The organism is Streptomyces sp. NPDC093586, assembly GCF_044764905.1.
Lineage (GTDB): Bacteria > Actinomycetota > Actinomycetes > Streptomycetales > Streptomycetaceae > Streptomyces.
In genome coordinates this window covers 16,894-40,322 of the sequence record NZ_JBIWJA010000009.1, presented here as the reverse complement: position 1 = coordinate 40,322, position 23,429 = coordinate 16,894, and the positions used below count along the sequence as shown (strand labels likewise).

The 23,429-nt window shown below is 73.2% G+C and carries 20 protein-coding genes and 1 tRNA gene; 7 read left to right on the top strand and 14 right to left on the bottom strand.

What is annotated here, in order from left to right; all coding sequences use genetic code 11:
* Positions 1-125: 125 nt before the first annotated feature.
* Positions 126-872: a DUF6227 family protein gene (locus tag ACIRFH_RS12370; protein ID WP_403519575.1), complete on the top strand. Its 747-nt coding sequence runs from the start codon at positions 126-128 to the stop codon at positions 870-872.
* Between the two features lie 144 nt (positions 873-1,016).
* Here the strand turns inward: ACIRFH_RS12370 and ACIRFH_RS12365 are convergent, their stop codons facing one another.
* From ACIRFH_RS12365 to ACIRFH_RS12350, 4 genes are all read right to left on the bottom strand, one after another.
* Positions 1,017-3,110 (bottom strand): fructose-specific PTS transporter subunit EIIC, encoded by a 2,094-nt coding sequence (locus tag ACIRFH_RS12365; protein ID WP_403519573.1) that lies wholly within the window; start codon positions 3,108-3,110, stop codon positions 1,017-1,019.
* Between the two features lie 127 nt (positions 3,111-3,237).
* The gene (gene pfkB, locus ACIRFH_RS12360; RefSeq protein WP_403519571.1) at positions 3,238-4,185 is read right to left on the bottom strand and encodes a 1-phosphofructokinase; all 948 of its coding nucleotides are present in this window, start codon (positions 4,183-4,185) and stop codon (positions 3,238-3,240) included.
* On the bottom strand, positions 4,182-4,943 hold the full coding sequence (locus tag ACIRFH_RS12355) for a DeoR/GlpR family DNA-binding transcription regulator (protein ID WP_403519569.1): 762 nt from the start codon (positions 4,941-4,943) through the stop codon (positions 4,182-4,184). The genes pfkB and ACIRFH_RS12355 overlap by 4 nt, the downstream gene beginning before the upstream one ends.
* Before the next feature lie 391 nt (positions 4,944-5,334).
* A complete protein-coding gene (locus tag ACIRFH_RS12350; RefSeq protein WP_403519567.1) occupies positions 5,335-6,873 on the bottom strand; it encodes an MFS transporter in 1,539 nt (512 codons plus the stop codon).
* A gap of 62 nt (positions 6,874-6,935) precedes the next feature.
* On the opposite strand from ACIRFH_RS12350, the gene ACIRFH_RS12345 reads away from it, so the two are divergent.
* Positions 6,936-7,907 (top strand): helix-turn-helix transcriptional regulator, encoded by a 972-nt coding sequence (locus ACIRFH_RS12345; RefSeq protein WP_403519565.1) that lies wholly within the window; start codon positions 6,936-6,938, stop codon positions 7,905-7,907.
* Between the two features lie 270 nt (positions 7,908-8,177).
* Here ACIRFH_RS12345 and ACIRFH_RS12340 read toward each other — a convergent pair whose 3' ends face one another.
* From ACIRFH_RS12340 to ACIRFH_RS12330, 3 genes are all read right to left on the bottom strand, one after another.
* Entirely contained in the window at positions 8,178-8,864 is a 687-nt protein-coding gene (locus ACIRFH_RS12340) for a TetR/AcrR family transcriptional regulator (RefSeq protein ID WP_403519563.1), read from the bottom strand.
* A 397-nt stretch (positions 8,865-9,261) separates the two neighbouring features.
* Positions 9,262-10,260, bottom strand: a complete 999-nt coding sequence (locus tag ACIRFH_RS12335; protein WP_403519561.1) for an RNA polymerase sigma factor RpoD/SigA — start codon at positions 10,258-10,260, stop codon at positions 9,262-9,264.
* Positions 10,261-10,869: 609 nt separating this feature from the next.
* Positions 10,870-11,655 (bottom strand): dioxygenase, encoded by a 786-nt coding sequence (locus tag ACIRFH_RS12330; protein WP_403519560.1) that lies wholly within the window; start codon positions 11,653-11,655, stop codon positions 10,870-10,872.
* Positions 11,656-11,808: 153 nt separating this feature from the next.
* On the opposite strand from ACIRFH_RS12330, the gene ACIRFH_RS12325 reads away from it, so the two are divergent.
* Positions 11,809-12,324 carry a MarR family winged helix-turn-helix transcriptional regulator gene (locus ACIRFH_RS12325; protein ID WP_403519558.1) on the top strand — a complete coding sequence of 172 codons (516 nt, stop codon included), beginning with the start codon at positions 11,809-11,811 and terminating at the stop codon, positions 12,322-12,324.
* A 113-nt stretch (positions 12,325-12,437) separates the two neighbouring features.
* On the opposite strand, the gene ACIRFH_RS12320 is transcribed toward ACIRFH_RS12325, so the two are convergent.
* Entirely contained in the window at positions 12,438-13,973 is a 1,536-nt protein-coding gene (locus ACIRFH_RS12320; protein ID WP_403519556.1) for an MFS transporter, read from the bottom strand.
* A 233-nt stretch (positions 13,974-14,206) separates the two neighbouring features.
* Positions 14,207-14,857 (bottom strand): TetR/AcrR family transcriptional regulator, encoded by a 651-nt coding sequence (locus tag ACIRFH_RS12315; protein ID WP_403519554.1) that lies wholly within the window; start codon positions 14,855-14,857, stop codon positions 14,207-14,209.
* A 436-nt stretch (positions 14,858-15,293) separates the two neighbouring features.
* Here ACIRFH_RS12315 and ACIRFH_RS12310 point away from each other — a divergent pair, with 436 nt between their 5' ends.
* From ACIRFH_RS12310 to ACIRFH_RS12300, 3 genes are all read left to right on the top strand, one after another.
* Positions 15,294-16,592, top strand: coding sequence for a M6 family metalloprotease domain-containing protein (locus tag ACIRFH_RS12310; RefSeq protein WP_403519552.1), 1,299 nt, complete (start codon positions 15,294-15,296; stop codon positions 16,590-16,592).
* Between the two features lie 84 nt (positions 16,593-16,676).
* Positions 16,677-18,386 carry an IclR family transcriptional regulator C-terminal domain-containing protein gene (locus ACIRFH_RS12305; protein WP_403519550.1) on the top strand — a complete coding sequence of 570 codons (1,710 nt, stop codon included), beginning with the start codon at positions 16,677-16,679 and terminating at the stop codon, positions 18,384-18,386.
* Positions 18,387-18,430: 44 nt separating this feature from the next.
* Positions 18,431-18,503, top strand: a tRNA-Arg gene (locus ACIRFH_RS12300).
* A gap of 192 nt (positions 18,504-18,695) precedes the next feature.
* On the opposite strand, the gene ACIRFH_RS12295 is transcribed toward ACIRFH_RS12300, so the two are convergent.
* The 5 genes from ACIRFH_RS12295 to ACIRFH_RS12275 form a co-directional block, all read right to left on the bottom strand.
* Positions 18,696-19,220 carry a GtrA family protein gene (locus ACIRFH_RS12295; RefSeq protein ID WP_403519548.1) on the bottom strand — a complete coding sequence of 175 codons (525 nt, stop codon included), beginning with the start codon at positions 19,218-19,220 and terminating at the stop codon, positions 18,696-18,698.
* A 231-nt stretch (positions 19,221-19,451) separates the two neighbouring features.
* The gene (locus ACIRFH_RS12290) at positions 19,452-20,270 is read right to left on the bottom strand and encodes an ABC transporter permease (protein ID WP_403519546.1); all 819 of its coding nucleotides are present in this window, start codon (positions 20,268-20,270) and stop codon (positions 19,452-19,454) included.
* Entirely contained in the window at positions 20,267-21,271 is a 1,005-nt protein-coding gene (locus ACIRFH_RS12285) for an ATP-binding cassette domain-containing protein (protein WP_403519544.1), read from the bottom strand. The genes ACIRFH_RS12290 and ACIRFH_RS12285 overlap by 4 nt, the downstream gene beginning before the upstream one ends.
* 66 nt (positions 21,272-21,337) lie before the next feature.
* Complete coding sequence (locus ACIRFH_RS12280; RefSeq protein ID WP_403519542.1) at positions 21,338-22,180, bottom strand: DUF4097 family beta strand repeat-containing protein; 843 nt, start codon at positions 22,178-22,180, stop codon at positions 21,338-21,340.
* A gap of 92 nt (positions 22,181-22,272) precedes the next feature.
* On the bottom strand, positions 22,273-22,794 hold the full coding sequence (locus ACIRFH_RS12275) for a toxin-antitoxin system HicB family antitoxin (protein ID WP_403519540.1): 522 nt from the start codon (positions 22,792-22,794) through the stop codon (positions 22,273-22,275).
* 290 nt (positions 22,795-23,084) lie between these two features.
* On the opposite strand from ACIRFH_RS12275, the gene ACIRFH_RS12270 reads away from it, so the two are divergent.
* Complete coding sequence (locus ACIRFH_RS12270; protein WP_403519538.1) at positions 23,085-23,429, top strand: hypothetical protein; 345 nt, start codon at positions 23,085-23,087, stop codon at positions 23,427-23,429.

The following is a 23,429-nucleotide window of genomic DNA, read 5'->3' as shown; positions in this document are numbered from 1 at the left end:
GGGAACTTCCCGCGCGACCCGCGCGTTTTTCGTGTGTACGTTTTCCCGGTTCCCGAACACGATGTCCGACCGAGGGGCTACGGTATGCACCCACCAGGTGACATGCAGCAACGCCGGGAGAAAACTTGAGCGTTCCGTACGACACGGCAGCGTACGAACCAGCCGAGTCGCCCGAGTCTCCGGAGGAGCATCTCGTGCGACTGCTCGGCCGCACCCTGAACTCGTTCGAGCTGCCCGACGAGACGATACGACGACTTGACTGTGCGCTGGCGTACGACGGTTCGCTGCACTCCGCGCACCACAGCGCGGGGCTGCACCGCGAGACGTACCGGCACACGTGGCTGCTCGCCGACGGTTCGGCGCTCACCCTCTGGGAGCTCGTCCACAACACCGCTCCGGGCGGGGAGGCGCAGCACGAGGTGTACGTCGACGAGGAGGAGTTGCGCACCGCGACCGCCCGGCTGGCGCTGCCGCCAGACACGCCGGACTTCGAGCTGCCGGTGTCGGTGCGGCTGTCGCCGATACCGGCCCCGCGGCACGTCTACGTCCAGGGCGGTTCCGCGGACCATGCGCGCCGGCTGCTGCGCCGCGCGGAGAACGCGGACCGGCCCGGCGCGGACACCGCCGCCCTGCTGGCCACGGCGTCCGCGCACCAGATCACGCAGGCCTTCGGCGGACCCGGCCGCACGGGCCGCGCCGCGGTCGGCTTCTCGCTCTACGAGCACGCCTTCCTGCTGCGGGACGGCGCCGAGGTCTCCCTGTGGGAGGTCGAGCACACGGCCACGCCCGACGGGCGGCACATGTGCGAGGTGTACGTCAGCGAGGACGCGGCCCGCCGGGCCATGGAGCGGCGCGCGGCGCAGGTGTCCTGAGCCGTCCTCCCGGGCCGGCCGGGGCGACGACGCGAACAGCCGGGCCGGGTCCTCGTCGGACCCGGCCCGGCTGTCGCACGGGGCGTGGGGCGCTGCTTCACCCCGTCGGCGCCCGCCGGTCCCAGGCGCCCACCGGCCGCCGTCTCACGCCGCCACGGGCTGCTTCGTCCCCGTCGTGGAGGCCGAGGGGTCGGTGTCGCCGGTTCCCGGTGCCGCCGTTCCGGGCGTCTGCCCGCGCAGGCCCTTGAGGACGATCACCAGGGCCGTGGTGGCGCACACGCCGGCCGCGATGGCGACCAGGTAGAGCAGCGGGTTGCCGATCAGCGGGACCACGAAGATGCCGCCGTGCGGGGCGCGCAGCGTCGCGCCGAAGGCCATCGACAGGGCGCCGGTGAGCGCGCCGCCCACCATCGAGGAGGGGATGACCCGCAGCGGGTCGGCCGCGGCGAACGGGATCGCGCCCTCGGAGATGAAGGAGGCGCCCAGCACCCAGGCGGCCTTGCCGTTCTCGCGCTCGGCGGCGTTGAAGAGCTTGCCGCGCACGGTCGTGGCCAGGGCCATCGACAGCGGCGGGACCATGCCGGCCGCCATCACCGCGGCCATGATCTTCATCGCCGAGTCGCTGGGGTCGCTGACCGCGATGCCGGCCGTGGCGAAGGCGTAGGCGACCTTGTTGACCGGGCCGCCGAGGTCGAAGCACATCATCAGGCCGAGCAGTGCGCCGAGCAGGACGGCGTTGGTGCCGGACAGTCCGCTCAGCCAGTCGGTCATCGCCTTCTGCGCGGACGCGATGGGCTTGCCGATCACCACGAACATCAGGAAGCCGACGACCGCCGAGGAGATCAGCGGGATCACCACCACCGGCATGATGCCGCGCAGCGCCGCCGGGATCCGCACCCGCTGGATCGCCATCACCACGGCACCGGAGATCAGACCGGCCGCCAGGCCGCCGAGGAAGCCCGCGTTGATGGTCAGCGCGATCGAACCGCCGACGAAGCCGGGGACGAGGCCGGGCCGGTCGGCCATGCCGTAGGCGATGTAGCCGGCCAGGACGGGGACGAGGAAGCCGAAGGCCACGCCGCCGATCTGGAACAGCAGCGCCGCCCAGCTGTCGGCCTGCGACCACACGAAGTGGTCCATCACCGACGGCGCCTTGTTGATCTCGTAGCCGCCGATCGCGAAGCCGAGGGCGATGAGCAGGCCGCCCGCCGCGACGAACGGGACCATGTAGCTCACGCCGGACATCAGCCAGGTGCGCAGCTTGGTGCCGTAGCCGTCGCCGGGGGCGCCGCCGCGTTCGACGGGCGTCGCGCCCGACGACGCGGAGGCGACCTCGCCGCGGGCCGCCTTGCCGCGGACCTCGGTGATCAGCTCGCCGGGACGGTTGACGGCCGCCTTGACGCCGGTGTCGACGGTGGCCTTCCCGGCGAAGCGGTCCTTGTCGCGCACGGGCACGTCGTGGGCGAGGATCACGCCGTCCGCCGCCTCGATCACCGCCGGGTCGAGCCGGGTGAAGCCGGCCGAGCCCTGGGTCTCGACGGTGAGCTCGACGCCCGCCTCGCGGGCCGCGTTCTCCAGCGACTCGGCCGCCATGTAGGTGTGGGCGATGCCAGTGGGGCAGGAGGTGACGGCGACGATGCGGAAGGGCCGCTCGGGCCCCGCCGCCTCCTCGTCGCCACCTGCCGTGCCGGTTGTCGTGCCGGCTGGCGTACTGCCCGTGGCGGACTCGGCGGAGGCCGCCGCCGAGTCCGCCACGGAGTCCTCGTCGCCGTCCTCGTCGCTGCCGGAAGCGGCCGGTTCCTCCCCGCGGATCAGCGCCGCGGCGGCCGCGGCGTCGCCCACCGAGCGGAGCGCGGCGGTGAACCCGGCGTTCATCAGCTGCCGGGCCAGGGAGGAGAGGATCGTCAGGTGGGCGTCGTCGGCACCCGCCGGAGCGGCGATCAGGAAGATCAGGTCGGCCGGGCCGTCCGCCGCGCCGAAGTCGATGCCGAGCGCGCTGCGGCCGAAGGCGAGGGTCGGCTCGGTGACGTGCTCGCTGCGGCAGTGCGGGATACCGATGCCGCCGTCCAGGCCGGTCGGCATCTGCGCCTCGCGGGCGGCCACGTCGGCGAGGAAGCCCTCCAGGTCGGTCACCCGGCCCTGGGCCACCATGCGTTCGGCGAGGGCGCGTGCCGCCGCTTCCTTGGTGTCGGCGGACAGGTCGAGGTCGATCAGATCGGCGGTGATCATGTCGCTCATCGCGGGCTCCTTAGCTCGCGTGTCGCCCGGAACGCGCAGGGGTGGGCGAGGGTGGGGACGGAGGTGCTGCGGGCAGGGGTGGGGACGGAGGTACTGGGGCGAGGGCCGGGATCACGTGGACCGGCGGTCATGACACCGGCTCCTTCAGCGCGCGGTCCACCGGCACCTCGGCCGTGACCGTCACCGCGTCCGGGTCCAGGTCGGCCGGGGTCGGCATGACGCTGCCGGGGAGCCGGACGGCCGCGGCGCCGTGCGCGACGGCTGAGGCGAGGGCCGCCGGTCCGGCGCCGCCGGCGACGAGGAACCCGGCGAGCGAGGAGTCGCCGGCGCCGACGTTGCTGCGTACGGCGTCGACGCGGGCGCCGCCGAACCAGGTGCCCGCGTCGTCCACGAGCAGCTGCCCGTCGGCGCCCAGGCTGGCGAGCACGGCACGTGCGCCCAGCTCCCGCAGCTCCTCGGCGGCCTTCAGGGCGTCGCCGACGGTGGCCAGGGGGCGCCCGACGACCTCGGCGAGTTCCTCGGCGTTGGGCTTGACCACGTCGGGCCGTTCGCGCAGCGCCTCGCGCAGGGCGGGACCGGAGGTGTCCAGGGCGATGCGGACCCCGGCGGCGTGCGCCCGGGCGACCAGGGCGGCGTACCAGGACGGGGCGAGTCCGCGGGGCAGGCTGCCGCAGCAGGCGATCCAGTCGGCGCCGCGCGACTGGCGCCGTACGGTCTCCAGGAGGAGTTCCCGTTCGGCCGCCGACAGCTCGGGACCGGGAGCGTTGATCTTCGTGAGGATCCCGTCGGCCTCGGCGAGTGCGATGTTGGAGCGGGTGGCCCCGGCGATCGGCACCGGCGCGACCTCGATGCCCTGGGCGTCGAGCAGGTCGGCGACGAGCGCGCCGGGGGCGCCGCCGAGGGGCAGCACCGCGACGGTGCGCCGTCCGGCCGCGGTGACCGCGCGCGAGACGTTCACGCCCTTGCCGCCCGGGTCGACCCGCTCGCCGGTGGCGCGGACGACCTCGCCGCGGTCCAGGGAGGGGACCTCGTAGGTGCGGTCCAGCGACGGGTTGGGGGTGACGGTGAGGATCATGCGCGTACCACTTCCGTGCCGTCGCGTTCGATGGCGGCGGCGGCGTCGGGGCTCAGCCCGCTGTCGGTGATCAGCAGGTCCACGTCGCTCAGGGCGCCGAAGCGGGCGAAGTGCTCCTGACCGTGCTTGGAGGAGTCGGCGAGCAGCACCACGCGCCGGGCCGCGGCGACGGCGGCCCGCTTGACCGCGGCCTCGGCGAGGTCGGGGGTGGTCAGACCGTGCTCGGCGGAGAAGCCGTTGGCCGCCACCAGGGCCACGTCGGCGCGGATCTCGCCGTACGCGCGCAGCGCCCAGGCGTCCACAGCGGCGCGCGTACGGTGCCGCACGCGCCCTCCGACCAGGTGGAGCTGGATGCCGGGGTGGTCGGCGAGGCGGGCCGCGACGGGCAGGCTGTGGGTGACGACGGTGAGCCGTGTCTCCGGCGGGAGGGCGGCGGCCAGGCCGGCCACCGTCGAACCGGCGTCGAGGACGACGGTGCCCTCGGCGGGCAGTTCCGCGAGGGCCGCCTTGGCGATGCGCGCCTTCTCGTCGGCCGCCGTGGACTCGCGCTCGGCGAGGTCCGGCTCGAAGTCGAGGCGCCCGGCGGGGATCGCGCCCCCGTGCACCCGGCGGAGCAGACCGGCGCGGTCGAGGGCCTTGAGGTCGCGGCGGATGGTCTCCGCCGTCACCTGGAACTCCTCGGCCAACGACACGACGTCCACCCGGCCGCCGTCCCGGGCGAGCCGAAGGATCTCCTGCTGCCGCTCCGGTGCGTACATGCCTGTTCACCTCCGCTTATGCCCGAACGTGTGGTTTCAACGGAGGCTACGCCCGGTTTCCCGGAATGTAAACCAGCAAGCGGAAGTGAACAAGCACAATCGGGCACGAACGGGCATGCCCTGGAGGCGATCGCCGGGTGGAGGGGCCGAGGCGGGGCGGGGGGGGGGGGGGGGGGCCCCCCCGCGCGGCCCCCCCCCCCCCCCCCCCCCCCCCCCCCCCCCCCCCCCCCCCCCCCCCCCCCCCCCCCCCCCCCCCCCGGGGGGGGGGGGGGGGGGGGGGGGGGGGGGGGGGGGGGGGCCGCCCCCGGGGGGGCGGCCCCCCCCCCACGTCCCCGTCCCCGCCGTGCACCGTCCCCGCCGTGCACCGTCCCCGCCGTGCACCGCCCGGCCGTCAGACCAGTGCGGGCGCCTTCTCCTCCCCCGCGGCCCCCTCCGCGGTCCCGTCCTGCGCCGCCGCTCCTTCCACGTGCTGGGCCGGGCGCTCGGGCAGGGCGAACATCAGCAGGAAGATGACGCCCATCACCGCGGCCACCCAGCCCAGCGCGTTCTGGAAGGCGTCCGCGTAGGCCGCCCCGATGCCGGACAGGGCCACGTGGTCGCTCATCGTGCCGAAGAAGACCACCGACACCAGGCCGAGTCCGAGCGCGTTGCCCATCTGCTGCACGGTGTTGATCAGCCCGGACGCCGCGCCGGCGTGCTCGCGCGGCACCTGGGACAGCACCGCGTCCGTCAGCGGGGCGACGATCAGGCCCATGCCGACCCCCATGACGACCAGGGGCAGCGCCATCTGCCAGGAGGTGATGCCGAGGCCGTACCGCCCGGCCTCCCAGAGGTAGAGCAGCACGCCGGCCGCCATCACCAGGGCGCCCGCCTGGAGCACCTTGCGCCCGAAGCGCGGGACCAGCTTCTGCACCGAGACGCCCGCCGCCGTCGACACCGCGATCGAGAACGGCACGCCCGTCAGACCGGCCCGCAGCGGGGTCCAGCCCAGTCCCTCCTGCATGTAGAGCGTCCACACCAGGAAGAAGATGCCGAGGCCGACCCCGAAGACGGTCTGCACGGCGATGCCCGCCGCGAAGCTCTTCACCCTGAACAGCGACAGTTCGACCAGCGGGGAGCCGTCCCGCGCGCTCTTGCGCCGCTCGTAGGCCACCAGCACCGCGAGGACGACGAACGCGCCGCCCATCGACACGTGTCCCCACAGCGGCCAGCCCAGCTCACGGCCCCGGGTCAGCGGGTAGATCAGCATCAGCAGGCCGAGGGTGACCAGGGCGACGCCGACCAGGTCCAGCTTGAGGGCGCGCGGGGCCTTGGACTCGGTGATGAAGCGGCTGCCGAGGATCAGTCCGGCGATGCCCACCGGCAGGTTGATGAGGAAGATGGGCCGCCACTCGAGTCCGAAGAGGTTCCACTCGGTGAGCAGCGCGCCCAGCAGCGGGCCGGAGACGGCACCGAGTCCGACGATCGCTCCGAACAGACCGAACACCTTGCCGCGTTCGTGCGCCGGGAAGGTGGCGTGCACGATCGACAGCACCTGCGGCACCATCAGCGCGGCCATGGCGCCCTGGAGGACGCGGGAGGCGACCAGCATCTCCGGGTTCACCGCGAAACCGCACAGCGCGGACGCGAGCGTGAAACCGCCGATGCCCACGAGGAACAGCCGCTTGCGGCCGTGGATGTCGCCGAGCCGTCCGCCGGTGATCAGGCCGGCGGCGAAGGCGAGGGCGTAGCCGGCGGTGATCCACTGGATCTGGCTGAAGGAGGCGCCCTCGTCCCGCCGGATCGACGGGATCGCGATGTTGACGATCGTGACGTCGACGAGGTCCATGAACGCCGCCGTCATCACGATCGCGAGGGCGAACCAGCGCCGCCGGTCGCCGTCCGCGGCGGGCCGGTCCGTGGGTGTGTCCGGGGTGTGCGAGAAGGTCATGACAGCAAGTTACGGTCCCAATAGGTCAGATCGTGTCCTAGATCTGCGGCATCCTCGGACTCATGACGACGGACACCCCGGCCCGGCTCCTGACGTTGCTCTCCCTCCTCCAGACACCCCGTGAATGGCCCGGCGGCGAGCTCGCCGACCGCCTCGGGGTCTCCCGCCGCACGGTCCGGCGGGACATCGACCGGCTGCGCGAGCTGGGCTACCCGGTGCAGGCGACCATGGGCGCCGACGGCGGGTACCGGCTGGTCGCGGGCAAGGCGATGCCACCGCTCGTGCTGGACGACGAGGAGGCGGTGGCGATCGCGGTCGGACTGCGCGCCGGGGCGGGGCACGCGCTGGAGGGCGTCGACGAGGCGTCGGTGCGGGCGCTGGCCAAACTGGAGCAGGTGCTGCCGTCGCGGCTGCGGCACCGCGTCGCCACGCTCCAGGCCGCGACGACGCCGCTGACCAGCGGGGACGGGCCGAGCATCGCGCCCGAGACGCTGACCGTCATGGCCTCCACGGTGGCCGGACGGGAGCGACTGCGGTTCGCCTACCGCGCCGGGGACGGCACCGGGTCGCGGCGCCTGACGGAGCCGTACCGGCTGGTCTCGACGGGGCGCCGCTGGTACCTGGTCGCCTACGACCTCGACCGCGACGACTGGCGGACCTTCCGGGTGGACCGGGTGAGCGAGCCGTTCGCGACGGGCGCGCGGTTCACCCCTCGGGAGCTGCCGGCGGGGGACGCGGCGGAGTATCTGCGCCGCTCCATGCAGCGGCGCGGCGACTCGTACGAGCTCGTCGTCACCTTCGCCGCGCCGGCCCGGGAGGTCGCGGCGCGGCTGCCGGGCTGGCTCGGAGCGCCGGAGCCGGTGGACGACGGGGCGTCGTGCGTCCTGCGGGCCACGGTCTCGGACGCGGTGGAGTGGATGGCGGTACGGCTCGCGATGACCGGGGTGGACTTCCGGGTGCAGGGGCCCCCGGAACTGGTCACCTGCGTACGCGCCCTGGGCGCCCGCCTGACCCGGGCGGCCGCGGAGACCTGACCGGTCGCGGAGGCCCGACCGACCGCGGCGACCGCCCCGCCCACGGAGGCCCGACCGACCACGGAGGCCCGACCAACCACGGAGGCCCGACCGACCACGGAGGCCCGACCGACCACGGAGACCCGACCGACCACGGAGGTCCGACCGGCCGCGGCCACCGCCCCGCCCACGCGTCCCGCTCCACCGCGGGCTGCCGTGCTGCTGCCCGCCCCGACCGCGCGGGCGCGTACCTCGGCGGCGCCTCGTCGGCGCCGGGTCGCGCGCCCGCCCCTACTCCCCCAGCGCCTCCCCCCACGCGAACTCCCTCAGCACCTCCAGGTTCACCAGCGCCAGCTCCAGGGCTCTCGCCGGCTCATCCGCGGAAGCGGCCCAGTGCTCCATCGCCACCCGCACCGCCACCCCCGCCGTGGCGGCGGCGAAGCGGAGCCGGGGCCCGGCGACGTCGCCCCCGCCCTCCGCGGCCCGCGCTCCCCGGGCCCGCTCGGCCAGCGCCTCCGCGAGCGCCCGCTCGGTCGTGTGGCAGACGTCGGCCCACACCTTCCGCAGCGCCGGGCTGCTCCCGGCCAGACGGATCAGCGTCCGGGCCCCTTCCCACGACGCGGCGGACATCCCGGCCCCCGGCGTCAGCGTGTGCCGCACCGCCCGTTCCAGGGCCTGCGGCGGGGTCAGGGCGGCCGGGGCCTCCCGTACCGCCTCGATCCAGCGCCCGGCGCCCAGGGCGTAGAGGGGCGCGACGGCCTCCTCCTTGGTGGCGAAGTAGCGGTAGAAGGTGCGCGGGGCGATGCCGGCGGTGCGCGCGATGTCCTCGGCCCGGGTGGCCCGCAGGCCGTGCCGCGCGAAGAGGCGGGCCGCCGCGCGGGCGATGTCCATGCGGGTCTCGGCCTTGCGCCGCTCGGTCAGCGAGACCGGTGGCCGGCCGGAGGCGGGAGTGCGGGGGGTGCTGGTCGTGCTGCTCACTTCGGCAGGTTATGCCGCTGTGGCAGAATCTGCCATCTGGCGGGTCACCCCGGGGTTCAGGTTCGGGGTGGCCCGCCTTTCCCGTCCTGTGCGGGCACGCCCCCGCCCGCATACGGAGAGAGCCGGGCTGCGGCACCCGGGGGGGGGAGGGGTGCCGAGCCCGGCTCGGGAAGTCCCGGCGCCGGGGGGAGTGCGTCGGGACGTGGTCCAAGTGTGCGACGGATCCGGTGCGGATCGGGGTGCGAACCGCCGGGCCCGGGATTCTTGTTCCCGGGCACCTGCCGGTTGAAGCAGCGTTGTACGGCCATGTTCGCGCGGGCTTCGGCCACCGGCGTACGCCCTGGGCGTCACGCCACGCCCCCGCCTCACGGGCCGCCCACGACGGCCCCCGACGGTCTTACGCCGCCGCCTCGAAGCCGGTGTCACGCGCCAGCTTCTTCAGCTCCAGCAGCGCGTGCTTCTCGATCTGCCGGATCCGCTCGCGGGTGAGGCCGTGCTCCTTGCCGACCTCGGTCAGCGTGCGCTCGCGGCCGTCGTCGATGCCGTAGCGCATCTTGATGATGGAGGCCGTGCGCGGGTCGAGGCGGCCGATCAGGTCGTCCAGTTCCTCGCTGCGCAGCAGCGTCATCACGGACTGCTCGGGCGACACGGCGGAGGTGTCCTCCAGCAGGTCGCCGAACTGGGTCTCGCCCTCGTCGTCCACCGACATGTTCAGCGAGACCGGGTCGCGGGCCCAGTCGAGCACGTCGGTGACGCGCTCCGGCGTCGAACCGAGCTCGGCGGCGATCTCCGCGGGCTCCGGCTCACGGCCGTGCTCGCGGTTGAACTCGCGCTGCACGCGACGGATCCGGCCGAGCTCCTCCACGAGGTGGACGGGCAGGCGGATGGTGCGCGACTGGTCGGCGATCGACCGGGTGATGGCCTGGCGGATCCACCAGGTCGCGTACGTCGAGAACTTGAAGCCCTTGCGGTAGTCGAACTTCTCGACGGCGCGGACCAGGCCGGCGTTGCCCTCCTGGATGAGGTCGAGGAGCGGCAGACCGCTGCGCGGGTAGCGTCGGGCGACCGCGACGACCAGGCGGAGGTTGGAACGGATGAAGACGTCCTTCGCCCGCTCACCCGCGTCGATCAGGGCCTGGAGCTCCTCCCGGGTGGCGTCCGCCCCGGTCTCCTCGTAGCCTTCGAGGACCTGCCGCGCGAACACACCCGCCTCGATGGTCTGGGACAGCTCGACCTCCTTGGCGGCGTCGAGCAGGGGCGTCCGGGCGATCTCGTCGAGGTACATGCCGACCAGATCGCGGTCGGCGAGCTCGCCGCCGTTGGCGCGGACGCTGGTTGCCCTGTCGGTCGTCCCGCCGGTGGCGGACTTACGACGGGCGACGGCACGGGTTGCCATGCGTGCTCCCTTGCGATGAGTGGTTCAGCGGGCGGTCCTGCGGACGTTCGGCACCGTGTGGGGTTGTCTCCGGTCTCTGCCTTGCTGTCGCGGAATCCGTCTCCGGACTCCCTCGAGACTCCTCGGGTGCCCTGCATCCGATGGAAACAACGACTGGAAACCGGACAGAATTCCCAACCCGCCCCCCGATTTTTCTGATCATGCAGTACCCTGTGCCGCCGCACGAGGAGGGACGGCGCCGTCGGAACGCACGGATGTCCAGGTCAGACCGGGGGCCGACGACGACCCCGAGGCCCTCACCGAGCCCTCCGGCCCCCACGCGCATGAGACGCCCGTCACGTTCGGCTCCGCCTCCCTCGTCCCGGAAGAGCGCCGTTCGCGACTGCCCTCCCACCCCTGAAGACGGCCCGTACCGGCTCGGGGTTGCCACGGACGCGGACTCACAGGAGATTCCGGGCTGCGCCATATCCGGCTTTCATCGCGCCGCCCCCGTCCGCACGCCCCTGTTCGGGCCCGCGCCGGGGCGTGGTGGCCCGGCGCGGCGCGGGGCGTGGCCTGGCGCGGCGCGTGGCCCGGCGCGGGAGCCTCTCGGGACGTGCCGTCCGGCGGTCAGCCGAACTGGACCGACCGCTTCGCCAGCCCCATCCAGAACCCCTCGATCACCGACCGGCCCAGGTCCGGCTCGCCCGCCGCGTCGGCCGCCCCCATCGCGACGAACAGCGGGGCGAAGTGCTCGGTGCGCGGGTGGGCGAGCAGGCCCGCCGGGGACTTGCGGGTGAAGTCGAGCAGCGCGTCCGCGTCACCGGCCTCGAGCGCGCGCCGCCCCCAGTCGTCGAACTCCGCGGACCAGGCGGGCACCCCGGACTGGCGCAGGGCGGCCAGGTTGTGGGTGAAGAACCCGGAGCCGATGATCAGTACGCCCTCGTCGCGCAGCGGCGCCAGCCTGCGGCCGATCTCCATGAGCCGGGCCGGGTCGAGGGTCGGCATGGAGACCTGGAGGACCGGGACATCGGCGTCCGGGTACATCTCCACGAGCGGGACGTAGGCGCCGTGATCGAGGCCGCGGCCGGGGACGTCCTGCACGGGCGTGCCGGGGGCGCGCAGCAGCTTGCGGACGGAGTCGGCGAGCGCGGGGGCTCCGGGAGCCTCGTAGCGCACCCGGTAGTAGTGCTCGGGGAAGCCCCAGAAGTCGTGGACGAGCGGCACGGTGCGGGTGGCGCCGAGGGCGAGCGGGGCCTCCTCCCAGTGGGCGGAGACGACGAGGATCGCCTTCGGACGCGGCAGACCGGCGGCCCAGGCGGCCAGCTCGCCGGGCCAGACGGGGTCGTCGGCGAGGGGCGGGGCGCCGTGGCTGAGGTAGAGGGCGGGCATGCGCTCCTGGACGTCGGTCGACATGGCGGCGGCTCCTCTTCACCTGGCTGTCGCTCGGGATCACACGACTGCTGCCGGGAATCACGCGACTGTCGCTTGAAGTCTCAATCTCTCTTGGAGCCGAACCTACGCCGATTTTGTTTAACTTTCAAGAAGTAGCCTCGTAGAGTGGGACACATGAACACGGCACCCATCCCGGCCCCCGCCGACGAGCCCCGCTGGCTCACCGACGAGGAGCAGCTCGTGTGGCGCTCCTACATCGAGGCCGCCACCCTCCTGGAGGACCACCTCGACCGCCAGCTCCAGCGCGACGCCGGCATGCCGCACGTCTACTACGGCCTGCTGGTCAAGCTCGCCGAGTCCCCGAGACGGCGCATGCGGATGACGGAACTGGCCAAGTACGCCAAGATCACCCGCTCCCGCCTCTCGCACGCGATCGCCCGCCTGGAGAAGAGCGGCTGGGTCCGCCGCGAGGACTGCCCGTCCGACAAGCGCGGCCAGTTCGCGGTGCTCACCGACGAGGGGTACGCGGTCCTGCGGAAGACCGCGCCGGGCCACGTGGACGCCGTGCGCCAGGCCGTGTTCGACCGGCTCACCCCGGAACAGCAGAAGTCCCTCGGCGAGATCATGCGGATCATCGCCGAGGGACTCCAGCCCGCCGAGGCGGGCGCGGACCTGCCCTGGCTGCGCTGAGCGGACCGCTCAGCCGGCCGGGACGGGTCCGCGGGAAGCCGTGCGCACGGGGCGTCCCCTCCCCCTGCGCACGGGTGGCACTCGGAACCCGAGGGGTATCACCGGCCGTGTCGTCAGTGGGCGACGACCGGAACCGGCAGCTCGTCCTCCACCCCGTCACCGGAACCGGACCCCGTGACGGACGCGCCGCCCGGACGACCGGCGTTGACGAGGGTCAGGGCGATCACACCGGCGGCGACCAGGATGCCGACGGCGAACCAGATCGCGATGGTGTACCCGTGCACCATGCCCTCCAGCTGGACCAGCTGCTGCTGGGACCGGTCGGCCGCACCGCCGATGTGGCCGGTGATGTAGGACGTGGTGGCCGAGGCGGCGATCGTGTTCAGCAGCGCCGTACCGATGGCGCCGCCCACCTGCTGGGAGGTGTTGACCATCGCCGAGGCGACACCGGCGTCCCGCGGCTCGACGCCCTGGGTGGCCAGGGACATGGCCGGCATGAACGCCGTACCCATGCCGAGGCCGAGCAGCAGCATGCCGGGCAGCAGCACGGCGGCGTAGGAGGTGTCGATCTCCAGCTGGGTCAGCAGCAGCATGCCGACGGCGGCGACCAGGAAGCCGGGACCCATCAGGAGACGGGCCGGGACCCGGGTCATCAGACGGGCGCCGATCTGGGTGGAGCCCGTGATCATGCCCGCGACCATCGGCAGGAAGGCGAAGCCGGTCTTGACCGGCGTGTACCCCTTCACGATCTGCAGGTAGTAGGTCAGGAAGAGGAACAGGCCGAACATGCCGATGATGGCGAGGCCCAGCGAGAGGTAGATACCGCCGCGGCTGCGGTCGGTGATCACGCGCAGCGGCAGCAGCGGGGCCTTGACCCGGCTCTCGACCAGGACGAACGCGGCCAGCAGCACGACGGAGGCGACGAACATGCCGATCGTCAGGCCGTCGCTCCAGCCGGCCGACTCGGCGCGGGTGAAGCCGTACACGAGCGCGACCAGGCCGAGGGTGGACAGGATCACGCCGGGCACGTCGAGCGGGGAGCGGTTGCGGCCGCCCTCGGGCTCACGGACGACCAGGTAGGCGCCGATCGCGGCGACGACGGCGAACGGGACGTTGACGAAGAAGGTCCAGCGCCAGTTCAGGTACTCGGTGAGGAATCCGCCGAGGATCAGACCGACGGCGGCACCGCCACCGGCGATCGCGCCGTAGATGCCGAACGCCTTGGCACGCTCCTTGGCGTCCGTGAACATCACGGCGAGCAGGGAGAGCGCGGCGGGCGCGAGCAGGGCGCCGAACACGCCCTGCAGGGCGCGGGAGCCGAACATCATCGCCTGGTTGGTGGCCGCGCCGCCGAGCGCGGAGGCGACGGCGAAGCCGGCCAGACCCAGCACGAAGGTCTGCTTGCGGCCCCACAGGTCGGCTATCCGGCCGCCGAACAGCAGCAGACCGCCGAAGGCGAGGGCGTAGGCCGTGACGACCCACTGCCGGTTGCCGTCGGAGATGCCGAGGTCCTGCTGCGCGGAGGGCAGGGCGATGTTCACGATGGTCGAGTCGAGGACGACCATCAGCTGGGCGAGCGCGATGAAGACGAGCGCCTTCCAGCGGCCGGCGTCGGGGACGCCGGGAGCCTTGACGGCTGTTTCGGACATGGGGATACCCACTTCGGGACGTTGTGACGGAAAAGAGGTGCGGTAAAAGGGACGGCTCGTCCACGGTGACGGCCGCCTGGACGACCGCCCGCCGTGCGGACGATCGGGCGTCGTGGAAATCGTCGTGGAGCACCGGCGCCGGTGTCGGCGCTGGTGCCGGTGTCGCTACTGCTGCTGATCCTTGTGCCGTTGTCGGCGCCGGTCGGAGAGGTGATCGCGTACCGGTGGCGGTACTAGTCGCAGGGGCGCCGCAGGTCCTCCATGGTCATGGCCTTCCCGGGCAGGGCGGAGCGGGCGGGGGCCCGCAGCCCGTCCAGGAACAGCTGAAGATGGCGGTGGACGAACCGGTCGGCGAGCAGGCACTCGGTACCGGCCGGGGGCCGGCTGAGCTGGGCCACGGCGATCATCACATCGCCCACGCCCACATCGGGCCGGAGCTGCCCGGCCGCCGTCGCCCGTTCCATGACCTCGGCGACGAGCCGCTCGACCCGGCCGCGCGCCGCCTCCAGGTCGGGGTGGTGCTGGTCGAACGTGCTGGACACCATCGGGCACAGCGCGCTGATCCGCTCGTCGGCGGTGACGTGCACGAAGCGCTCCAGCGCCTCGAACGCGTCGCCGGTCTCCGCGAGGGCCAGCTCGGCCGCCTGTGCCGTACGGTCCATGACCGAGCAGACGACCTCGCGGACGAGGGCGTCGCGGTCGGGGAAGTTGCGGTACACCGTGGCGTTGCCGACGCCGGCCCGGCGGGCGATCTCGTCGAGCGGCACGTCGGGGCCGTGCTCGACGAACATCTCCCGGGCGGCGGTGACGATCCGCTCCCGGTTGCGCAGGGCGTCGGCACGCGGCCGGGTCGCCTTGCGCCGCACGGGGGTGGCGGTCTGCACGGTGCACTCCTCGGACTGGGACGGTGGTGAATCCTGGGCCGCGATCCGGGGATCGTTTCCCCGTTTCGCTCGGACACAGGGCTAAACGGGGAAACGATCCCCGGTTATTTCCGCACGCGCACCGATTCGAAGTGACGTGCGTCACATACCTCCGGTGCCCTGTGGCCGACTCCCGGAGGACGTCCGCGCAGGCGCACCGCAGGACCGCGAACGGGCCGGCGAACGGGGTGGTGAACGGGGTCGCGGACAGGGCCGTGAGCGGCGCCGCGAAGGGCACCGAGAGGCCCCGGACGTCCCGGCCCCGGACGGCGTCGGCGGCTACCCGCGAGAAACCCACGATCGGGCCGCTCCAGCGCGCGCCCGCACCCCCCTCGTCACAGGGTGATCGCAAGGGTGCAGCCGGTGACCGGCGGCTGCCGTGGTCCGGGAGGTCTGCATGCAGCCGCAGTCGCAGGTGCGGCCGCCGAGCCGTTGGATACGCCTGCGCCGACCGGCCGCGATAGCGACCGTCGCCGTCCTGACGCTCGCCGTCAGCACCTCGGCGGGCACCGGCAGGCTCGCCCCCGGCACCTCGACGGCCGGCCCGGCCCCGACCACCCTCTCCCGCTCCTCCGCGCACGGCCCCTGCTTGATCAGCGGCGGCTCCGAGATCCAGATGTCGGAAGGCGTCCCGACCTCGTCCGGGTACGCCCGCTCCACCGGTACCGTCCGCGCGCTCAACCTGATGATCGACTTCTCCGACGCACCCGGCGAGGGCACGGCCCTCGACCGGTACGCCGAGTTCTTCCCGCAGACCCGGCAGTGGTTCCGCACCAGCTCCTACGGCCGCCTCGACTACCGCCCCGAGACCCCCGTCCGCGACTGGCTGCGCATGCCCAAGTCGTTCGCCGAGTACGGCATACAGCGCGGCGCCCCCTTCGATCCCGGCTACCGGGAACTGGTGCAGGACCTGGTGTCGGTGGCCGACGCGAAGGTGGACTTCCGCGCGTACGACCTCGTGAACGTGCTGGTGACGCCGAACGCGGGCCCCTCCGCCCTGGACACGGTCCTGTCCGTCACCTTCGCCGGCAACGCCGAGGCCCCGGTCGCCGACGGCGTCCCGGTGGCGAACGCGTCCTTCGTCTACTCCCGGCAGGACGACGGCTCCGGCTCCTACGACAGGACCGGCTACCGCGTCCTCCCCCACGAGAACGGCCACATCTTCGGCCTGCCCGACCTCTACACCCAGGAGGGCGGGGGCGCGGCCGGCCACTGGGACATCATGAGCGAGGACTGGGGCGCCGACAACGACCTGCTCGGCTGGCACAAGTGGAAACTGGGCTGGCTGGAGCCGTCCCAGGTGCACTGCGCCTCGCAGCCGGGCACGACGGAGTACACGCTGACGCCGCTGGCCCGCAAGGGCGGGGACAAGCTGGTGGTCGTACCGCTGGACGGGAAGTCCGGGTACGCGGTCGAGCTGCGCACCCGCGAGGGCAACGACGAGGCCGTCTGCCGCGAGGGCGTACTGATCTACAAGGTCGACGCGGACGTGGACACGGGGATGGGCCCGGTGACGGTGTACGACTCCCGCAAGCACAGCGGCGGCTGCACCCGCAGCCCCAACGTCCACGCCGAACTCTCGGACGCCGCCTTCACCCCGGGCGAGACCTTCAAGGACCCGCGCCGGGGCATCACGATCACGGTGTCGGGGGCGGACCTGAAGGGGGACCACCGGGTGCGGGTCACGCGACGCTGACGTCCGGGGCTGCCGGGGAGGGACAGGGGGCTGCCGGCCCCCGCATTACGGTAGGCATGCCGCGACCGCCGTACCGGAGAGCCGATGCCTGCCGACACCACGAACGACACCGCCGACGCCGGGGGCGCTGGGGGCACCGGGGGCGCTGGGGGCACCGGGGGTACCGGGGTTGCTCGGGGCACCGGAGGCGCGGGGGACGCCGGAGGCGCCCCTGCCCCTGCCCCGGCCGAGGCGGTCGCGCCGCTGCTGCGCGGGATCGCCGTACTGCGGCGGCTGACCGAGGCGGACGGCGGCACCCTCAGCCTCAGCGACCTGGAGAGGGCCACCGGCCTCGCCCGCTCCACGGTCGACCGCGTCACCGTCACCCTGGCCCGCATGGGATACGTCCGCCCGGACGGCCGCGACGTGACCCTCGCCCCCCGTCTGATGGAACTGGGCAACGCCTACCTCGCCGCCCTGCGCCTTCCCGCACTGCTGTCCCACCGGGCCGACGCCCTCGCCGACGAGCTGGACGAGTCAGTGTCCCTGGCGGTCGGCGACCGGGACGGCGTGCGCTTCATCCACCAGGCCACGCGCCGCCGGGCGATGTCCCTGAGCTTCCGCATCGGCGACCTGCTGCCCGCCGAACGCACCGCACCGGGCCCGCTGTTCGCCACGGAGTGGACGGAAACCGACTGGCACCACTGGCGCGCCCGCCGCGCGGCCGACCCGGACGACCGCACCTTCCCCTCCGTACCGCCCCGCGAACACACCGCCCCCGACGCGGACTTCGAGCACCGCACGGCCAGGGCGGCGGCCGACGGCTGGGCCCTGGACGACCAGCTGATCGAACCGGGCCTGGTCGCGGTCTCGGCCCCGGTACGGGACCCCGGCACCGGCCGGGTGGCGTGCGTGGCGAGCGTGGTGAGCCACACCAGCCGCCACACGGCACAGGACCTGCGCGCCACCCTGCTCCCCCGCCTGCGCGCGGCGGTGTCGCGGATGGAGGACGACCTGCGCACCGCCCCGCCACCGGCCACCGACGCACCGCCCGCGGCGGGCCTGGCCACCTGGACGGGCGCGTCGAAACAGGAACTGGGCCGCGAGTTCGTGGAGTCCCTGGCCCGTGGCCTGACCGTCCTCGCGGCCTTCGGCGAGGCCAGGCCCTCCATGACCCTCACGGAGGTCGCGAAGGCGACGGGTCTGGCACGGGCGACGGCCCGCCGGGCCCTGATCACCCACGAACACGCGGGCCTGGTGACACAGTCCCCCGACCGTACCTTCACCCTCACCCCCCGTGTCCTCTCCCTCGGCTTCCCGCCCCTCTCCCGCCTCTCCCTCCCCCAGATCGCCCAGCCCCACCTGACCGCGCTGGCGGCCCGCGTCGGCGAGTCCACCTCCCTGGCCGTCCTGTCGGACTCGGGCGAGGAGATCCAGTACACGGCCCGGGCCGCCACGAGCCACGTGATGAGCGCCCGCATCACGGTGGGCACCCGCCTCACGGCCCAGGCCACCTCCCTCGGCCGCGTCCTCCTCGCGGACCTCCCGGCACCGGCCCCCTCCCTCGAGGAGGTCCGGGCGCAGGGCTACGCCCTGGTCGACGAGGAACTGGAAGCCGGCCTGCGCTCGATCGCGGTCCCGGTACGCGACCGCACGGGCCGGGCGGTGGCGGCGCTGAACGTGGCGATGCACGCGGCCCGCCGCACGGCGGAGTCCTGCGTGACGGAGATCCTCCCCGAGCTCCGCCGGACAGCCACCCACATCGAGACAGATCTCCACACCGCAGGCCGCTTCACCCCCGTCCCTCCGACCTGACCACCCGCTACACTGTCGGCGGTGGCTCAGCCACGCCATCACCGGCCTTCGTAGCTCAGGGGATAGAGCACCGCTCTCCTAAAGCGGGTGTCGCAGGTTCGAATCCTGCCGGGGGCACAGAGAGAAGGGCCGACCCAGGAGGGGTTTCCTCCCGGTCGGCCCTTCATCGTGTCCAGGCGCTGGACCCCTTGTGCTCCAGAAATCCGACAGCATGCGGGCCGTTCGTGCCGGGTCCTGAAGCATCCACCGGAGGCGCCTCCCGTACCCCCGTACCCCCGTACTCCCGTACCCCCGTACGGCCGTGTGCCGTCAGGCCGGCCGGAAGCCCGGGCGGCAGATCACGGCGTCGGTGCGCTGCCGCAGCCGCACGCCGGTCCCGGCGGCAGCGGAGCGGGAGCGGGAGCGGCTGCGTGCGAAGACGACGACGCGCAGGACGGCGAACCGCGCGACGCCGGTGAGTGCGGAGGCGGACAGGTAGACGACCTGCTCGAGCACCGCGCCGGGGGCCGCCACCAGCTGGTGCAGGAGGAGCATCGCCCCGCAGGTCACCGCGTACGCGGCCGCCGCGGACCCGGCCGACTGGGTGTGCTGGCGCCAGGTCGCGCGTTCGCCCGCACCGAAGGTGAAGCGGGCGTGCAGCTCGGTGGCGAGGAGGGTGGAGGCCACGGTGATCGCGGCGTTGGCCAGGGCCCAGGGGAGCCAGGAGGCGAGGGCCGTCACGGCGAAGCTGGAGGCGAGCCCCACCCCGCCACCGCACAGCACGAAACGTGCGAAGGACGCGAGAGCGCCGGGCGCCCCGGGTGCCGCCTGCTGCCGGACCTGTTCCGTGTTCACGATGCGCCCCCCTTCTCGCCGACTCGTCTTCGGCGATGACGCCATGATGGCACATCATTGGCGCCATGAGCACCTTATTTGGCGCAGTACCCTGCACCCATGACACCACTCTGGCGGGAGACTCGACGGACACGCGGGTCAGCGGCTCGGTGCGGCCGTGAACGCGGGCAGGGCGGCGTACGCCGACGTCGTGTCGGAGTACGCCGCCCTGGCGTGGGACGGGCGGTCGGGTCACTTCGGGTCGCGGTCGAAGGCCGACTTCGACCAGAGGTGGCCGAGCGCGGTGAGGGCCAGGCACCAGGCGAGGGCGAGCCAGCCGTTGTGGCCGATCCCGGTACCCAGGAGCAGGCCGCGCAGGGTCTCGACGGCCGGGGTGAAGGGCTGGTACTCGGCGATCGGCTGGAACCAGCCCGGCATCGCGTCGATGGGCACGAAGGTGCTGGAGACGAGCGGGAGGAAGATCAGCGGCAGCGCGTTGTTGCTGGCGGCCTCGGCGTTCGGACTGACCAGGCCCATGCCGACGGCGATCCAGGTGAGCGCCAGGGTGAACAGGACCAGCAGACCGAACGCCGCGAGCCATTCGAGGGCGGTGGCGTCCTTGGAGCGGAAGCCGATGGCCACACCGACGGCGCCGACGAGGACGACGCTCATGACGGACTGGACGACGCTGCCGACGACGTGCCCGACGAGGACGGAGCCGCGGTGGATGGCCATGGTGCGGAAGCGGGCGATGATGCCCTCGGCCATGTCCATGGAGACGGACACCGCGGTGCCGATCGTGGTGCTGCCGACGGTCATCAGCAGCAGGCCCGGCAGGAGGTAGGCGAGGTACTCGGAGCGGTCGGCTCCGCCGTCTCCGATGCCGGCGCTCATCACGTCGCCGAAGACGTAGACGAAGAGCAGCAGGAGCATCACCGGCGTGAGCAGCAGGTTCAGGGTGAGGGACGGGTAGCGCCGGGCGTGCAGGAGGTTGCGGCGCAGCATGGTGGACGAGTCGCGCAGGGCGAGGGACATCCGGGACGGGCGGGCGGGAGCCAGGGGGGTGCTCATCGGACGGCCTCCGTGGTCCGGTGGGGGGTGTCGGTGCTGCCGGTGAGGGCGAAGAACACGTCGTCGAGGTCGGGGGTGTGCACGGTCAGCTCGTCGGCCTCGACGCCGGCGGCGTCGAGGCGGTCGAGGACGGCGCGCAGGGCGCGCTGGCTGCCGTCGCTGGGGATCCGGAGCGCGAGTGCCTCGTCGTCGCAGGCGGCGGTGGCGCGCAGGGCGGTGGCGGCGGAGCGGTAGGCGACGGGGTCGGTGAAGCGGAGCCGGACGTGTCCGCCGGGAACGAGCCGCTTGAGCTCCTCGGCGCTTCCCTCGGCGGAGATCCTGCCGTTGTCGAGGACGGCGATGCGGTCGGCGAGTTCGTCGGCCTCTTCCAGGTACTGGGTGGTGAGGAAGACGGTCACCCCGCCGGTGACCAACTCGCGGACGATGCCCCACATGGTGTGCCGGGAGCGGGGGTCGAGGCCGGTGGTCGGTTCGTCGAGGAAGATGATCCGCGGGTCGCCGACCAGGGTCATCGCGATGTCGAGGCGGCGTTTCATGCCGCCGGAGTAGGTGGCGGCGGGTTTCTTCGCCGCGTCGGTCAGGTCGAACCGTTCGAGGAGCTCGGCGGTCACCCGCCGACCCTCCCGCCTGGGCAGGTGGTGCAGGTCGGCCATCAGGAGCATGTTCTCCTCGCCGGTGATCAGGCCGTCGACGGCGGAGAACTGGCCGGTGACACCGATCGCGGCCCGTACTCCGTCGGGTGCGGTGGCGATGTCGTGGCCTGCGACCCGGGCCCGCCCGCCGTCGGCCGGGATCAGCGTGGAGAGGATCTTCACGGCGGTGGTCTTGCCGGCACCGTTCGGACCGAGCAACGCGAAGACGGTCCCGGCGGGGATGTGCAGGTCGATGCCGTCGAGGACGGTCTTGTCGCCGTACGCCTTGCGCAGACCGACGGCGGAGACGGCCGCGGTCGTCCGCGGACCGCTTCCCTTGCTGAACATGGGCATGACAGACGGAGGCATGGAGCCCTTCCTTTCGAAGGGTGGGGTGACGGGGGCGGGTCGGCGCGTTCGCGAGGGTGCGGTCGGTCAGGCCTTGGCGCGGCGGACGTCGATGTTGCCGTACCGGGTACGCGCGCGGATCTTGACGGTGTCCTCGGCCTCCCCGGGGGCGCCGGACGCGGTGAGCGTGTTGCGCACCCGCCCGGCGTCCGCGTGCGCGTCGAGCCAGGCGGCCGTGCCCTCGCGGATGCCGACCTCGATGACGCCGTAGGAGGTCTCCAGCTGCACCTCGCCACGGGCCACCTCACCCACCCGCAGCGCGCCGTGGGCGGCGGTGGCGGCGAGCGAGCCCTCGGCGCGGGCGATGTCGATGTCGCCGTTGGCGTGGCTCACCCGCAGGTCGCCGATCGCGGTGCCGACGGCCGTGGAGCCGTGCGAGTTCTTCAGGACGGCGGAGCCTTCGAGGAGGCCGACGCGCACGCTGCCGAAGCTGGTGGTGATCTCGGCCGCACCCTCCACCCGTCCCACGGTGATCGAGCCGTGAGAGGCGGTCAGGCGGAGCGGGCCGGTCGTGTCCAGACGGACGTCACCGCCCGAGGATTTCACCCGGACCTCACCGAGCCGGCCCTCGCCGACCACCTGGGTCCAGGAGCCGGTCGTGTCGATGCGCGAGCCCGTGGGCAGCTCCACCGTCACGTCGACGACGCCGGTGGGCCCGATGAAGCGGCGCTCCTTCGTGCGGATCGTCAGGACGCCGCTCACGTAGGAGACCTCCGTCTGCTCGGCGGCCCGTACGTCCTTGTCCCGCTCGGGGTCGCCCGGCCGCACGTCGACGACGGTGTCGAGCCGGTCGCCCGCGGCGAACCGGATGGAACCCGCGCCCACGTGGGCGGTCACCGCGATCGGTCCGGGAGTGTCGAAAGAAGGCATGGCTGTACCGTCCTCATGAGTCCGTGGGGCGTCTCCGCTGGCGGGACGTGGTGCGAGTGCTGTGCTTCCGTGCGGTGCGGGCATGGGCGCGGCTAGCGCACCCAGCCGGTGAAGCTCTGTCCGACGCTGCGGGCCCGCTCCGTCGTGCGCGGCGCGCCGCCGCCCTCGACGGCGGCCGACACGGCCCGCACCAGCCAGGCGTTGACCGACAGGCCCTCACGGTTCGCGGCCTCCTCGGCGCGTGCCTTCAGATGGGCCGGCAGCCGCAGGTTGACGCGGGCGGTGCCTCCCTCGTCGGCGTCGGCCGGAGCCGGGGCGGGGAGCGGTCCGGCAGGCGCGGCCGACGACTCCGGGGAGGTGCCGACGTCGGTGGGCGGCGGTGTCACGACGAAGTCGGGGTCCAGGCCGCGCAGCCGCACGTCGACCGAGCCGGGGGCGAGTTCGCGGGTGATCTCGTCCATCGCGGCGGAGAGCACGTTGAGCATGGTCAGCCGGGTCACCGACTCCAGGGGGGCCGTGAGCCGCTCGGCCAGCTCGCGGGCTTCGCCGCCGCCGGCCTCGGCAGCCACCACGAGTTCGCGGCGGAGGGTGTCGACATACGGGGTGAGGTCCATGACGCCATGATGGCACCACGAAGGCACCATGCGCAAGCATTCGTGGCGTTCGACGGGAGAGAGAGTGATGCCACATCAACTGACCTGCAGAAACACCCGAGAACGGGTCCCGGGCGACCTGAGCGGCAGCATGCTGAGGTACCCGCAGTGGCACACGATGGCGCCGGACGGTGCTGGCCGGCGCCGGACGGTGCTGGCCGGCGCTGGATGTTGATCTCCGGTCGACGTTTTGCCCTCTTCGTCTTCCGGTAACCCGTTCGGAGTACCCACCACGCGACGAGGTGAGAACCATGGTGCTGCTGGGTCTTCTGCTCATGGCGGGCGCCGCCGCCTTCGTGGGCCTGCTGATCGCGTACAACCTGTCCGGCGGTCCGGACTACACGGTGACCCTGCTGGGAAGCCGGCCGTTCGCGATCAGCACCCTCGGGGCGTTCCTCGGCGGCATCGCCCTCACGCTGGTCTTCGGTCTGGGCATGTGGATGGTGCTGGCCGGCACGGTGTCGGCGCGTCGCCGCGGCAGGAGGCGCCGCCCGGAGAGGCTGGAGGCGGAGGGCGTCACCGGCACGGTGGACGAGACGGCAGGAAGCCGCCCGGCCGTCCATCGGTCCCACCGGCTCCGGCCGCACATCCGCTGA

What these genes read in the sequence shown, in the direction of transcription:
- ACIRFH_RS12325 (WP_403519558.1), top strand. Translation starts at nt 11,809, where the DNA reads ATGAACACGGCACCCATCCCGGCCCCCGCCGACGAGCCCCGCTGGCTC.
- ACIRFH_RS12275 (WP_403519540.1), bottom strand. Translation starts at nt 22,794, where the DNA reads ATGGACCTCACCCCGTATGTCGACACCCTCCGCCGCGAACTCGTGGTG.
- ACIRFH_RS12355 (WP_403519569.1), bottom strand. Translation starts at nt 4,943, where the DNA reads ATGTACGCACCGGAGCGGCAGCAGGAGATCCTTCGGCTCGCCCGGGAC.
- ACIRFH_RS12280 (WP_403519542.1), bottom strand. Translation starts at nt 22,180, where the DNA reads ATGCCTTCTTTCGACACTCCCGGACCGATCGCGGTGACCGCCCACGTG.
- ACIRFH_RS12320 (WP_403519556.1), bottom strand. Translation starts at nt 13,973, where the DNA reads ATGTCCGAAACAGCCGTCAAGGCTCCCGGCGTCCCCGACGCCGGCCGC.
- ACIRFH_RS12270 (WP_403519538.1), top strand. Translation starts at nt 23,085, where the DNA reads ATGGTGCTGCTGGGTCTTCTGCTCATGGCGGGCGCCGCCGCCTTCGTG.
- ACIRFH_RS12350 (WP_403519567.1), bottom strand. Translation starts at nt 6,873, where the DNA reads ATGACCTTCTCGCACACCCCGGACACACCCACGGACCGGCCCGCCGCG.
- ACIRFH_RS12285 (WP_403519544.1), bottom strand. Translation starts at nt 21,271, where the DNA reads ATGCCTCCGTCTGTCATGCCCATGTTCAGCAAGGGAAGCGGTCCGCGG.
- ACIRFH_RS12345 (WP_403519565.1), top strand. Translation starts at nt 6,936, where the DNA reads ATGACGACGGACACCCCGGCCCGGCTCCTGACGTTGCTCTCCCTCCTC.
- ACIRFH_RS12290 (WP_403519546.1), bottom strand. Translation starts at nt 20,270, where the DNA reads ATGAGCACCCCCCTGGCTCCCGCCCGCCCGTCCCGGATGTCCCTCGCC.
- ACIRFH_RS12365 (WP_403519573.1), bottom strand. Translation starts at nt 3,110, where the DNA reads ATGAGCGACATGATCACCGCCGATCTGATCGACCTCGACCTGTCCGCC.
- ACIRFH_RS12310 (WP_403519552.1), top strand. Translation starts at nt 15,294, where the DNA reads ATGCAGCCGCAGTCGCAGGTGCGGCCGCCGAGCCGTTGGATACGCCTG.
- ACIRFH_RS12335 (WP_403519561.1), bottom strand. Translation starts at nt 10,260, where the DNA reads ATGGCAACCCGTGCCGTCGCCCGTCGTAAGTCCGCCACCGGCGGGACG.
- pfkB (WP_403519571.1), bottom strand. Translation starts at nt 4,185, where the DNA reads ATGATCCTCACCGTCACCCCCAACCCGTCGCTGGACCGCACCTACGAG.
- ACIRFH_RS12330 (WP_403519560.1), bottom strand. Translation starts at nt 11,655, where the DNA reads ATGTCGACCGACGTCCAGGAGCGCATGCCCGCCCTCTACCTCAGCCAC.
- ACIRFH_RS12305 (WP_403519550.1), top strand. Translation starts at nt 16,677, where the DNA reads ATGCCTGCCGACACCACGAACGACACCGCCGACGCCGGGGGCGCTGGG.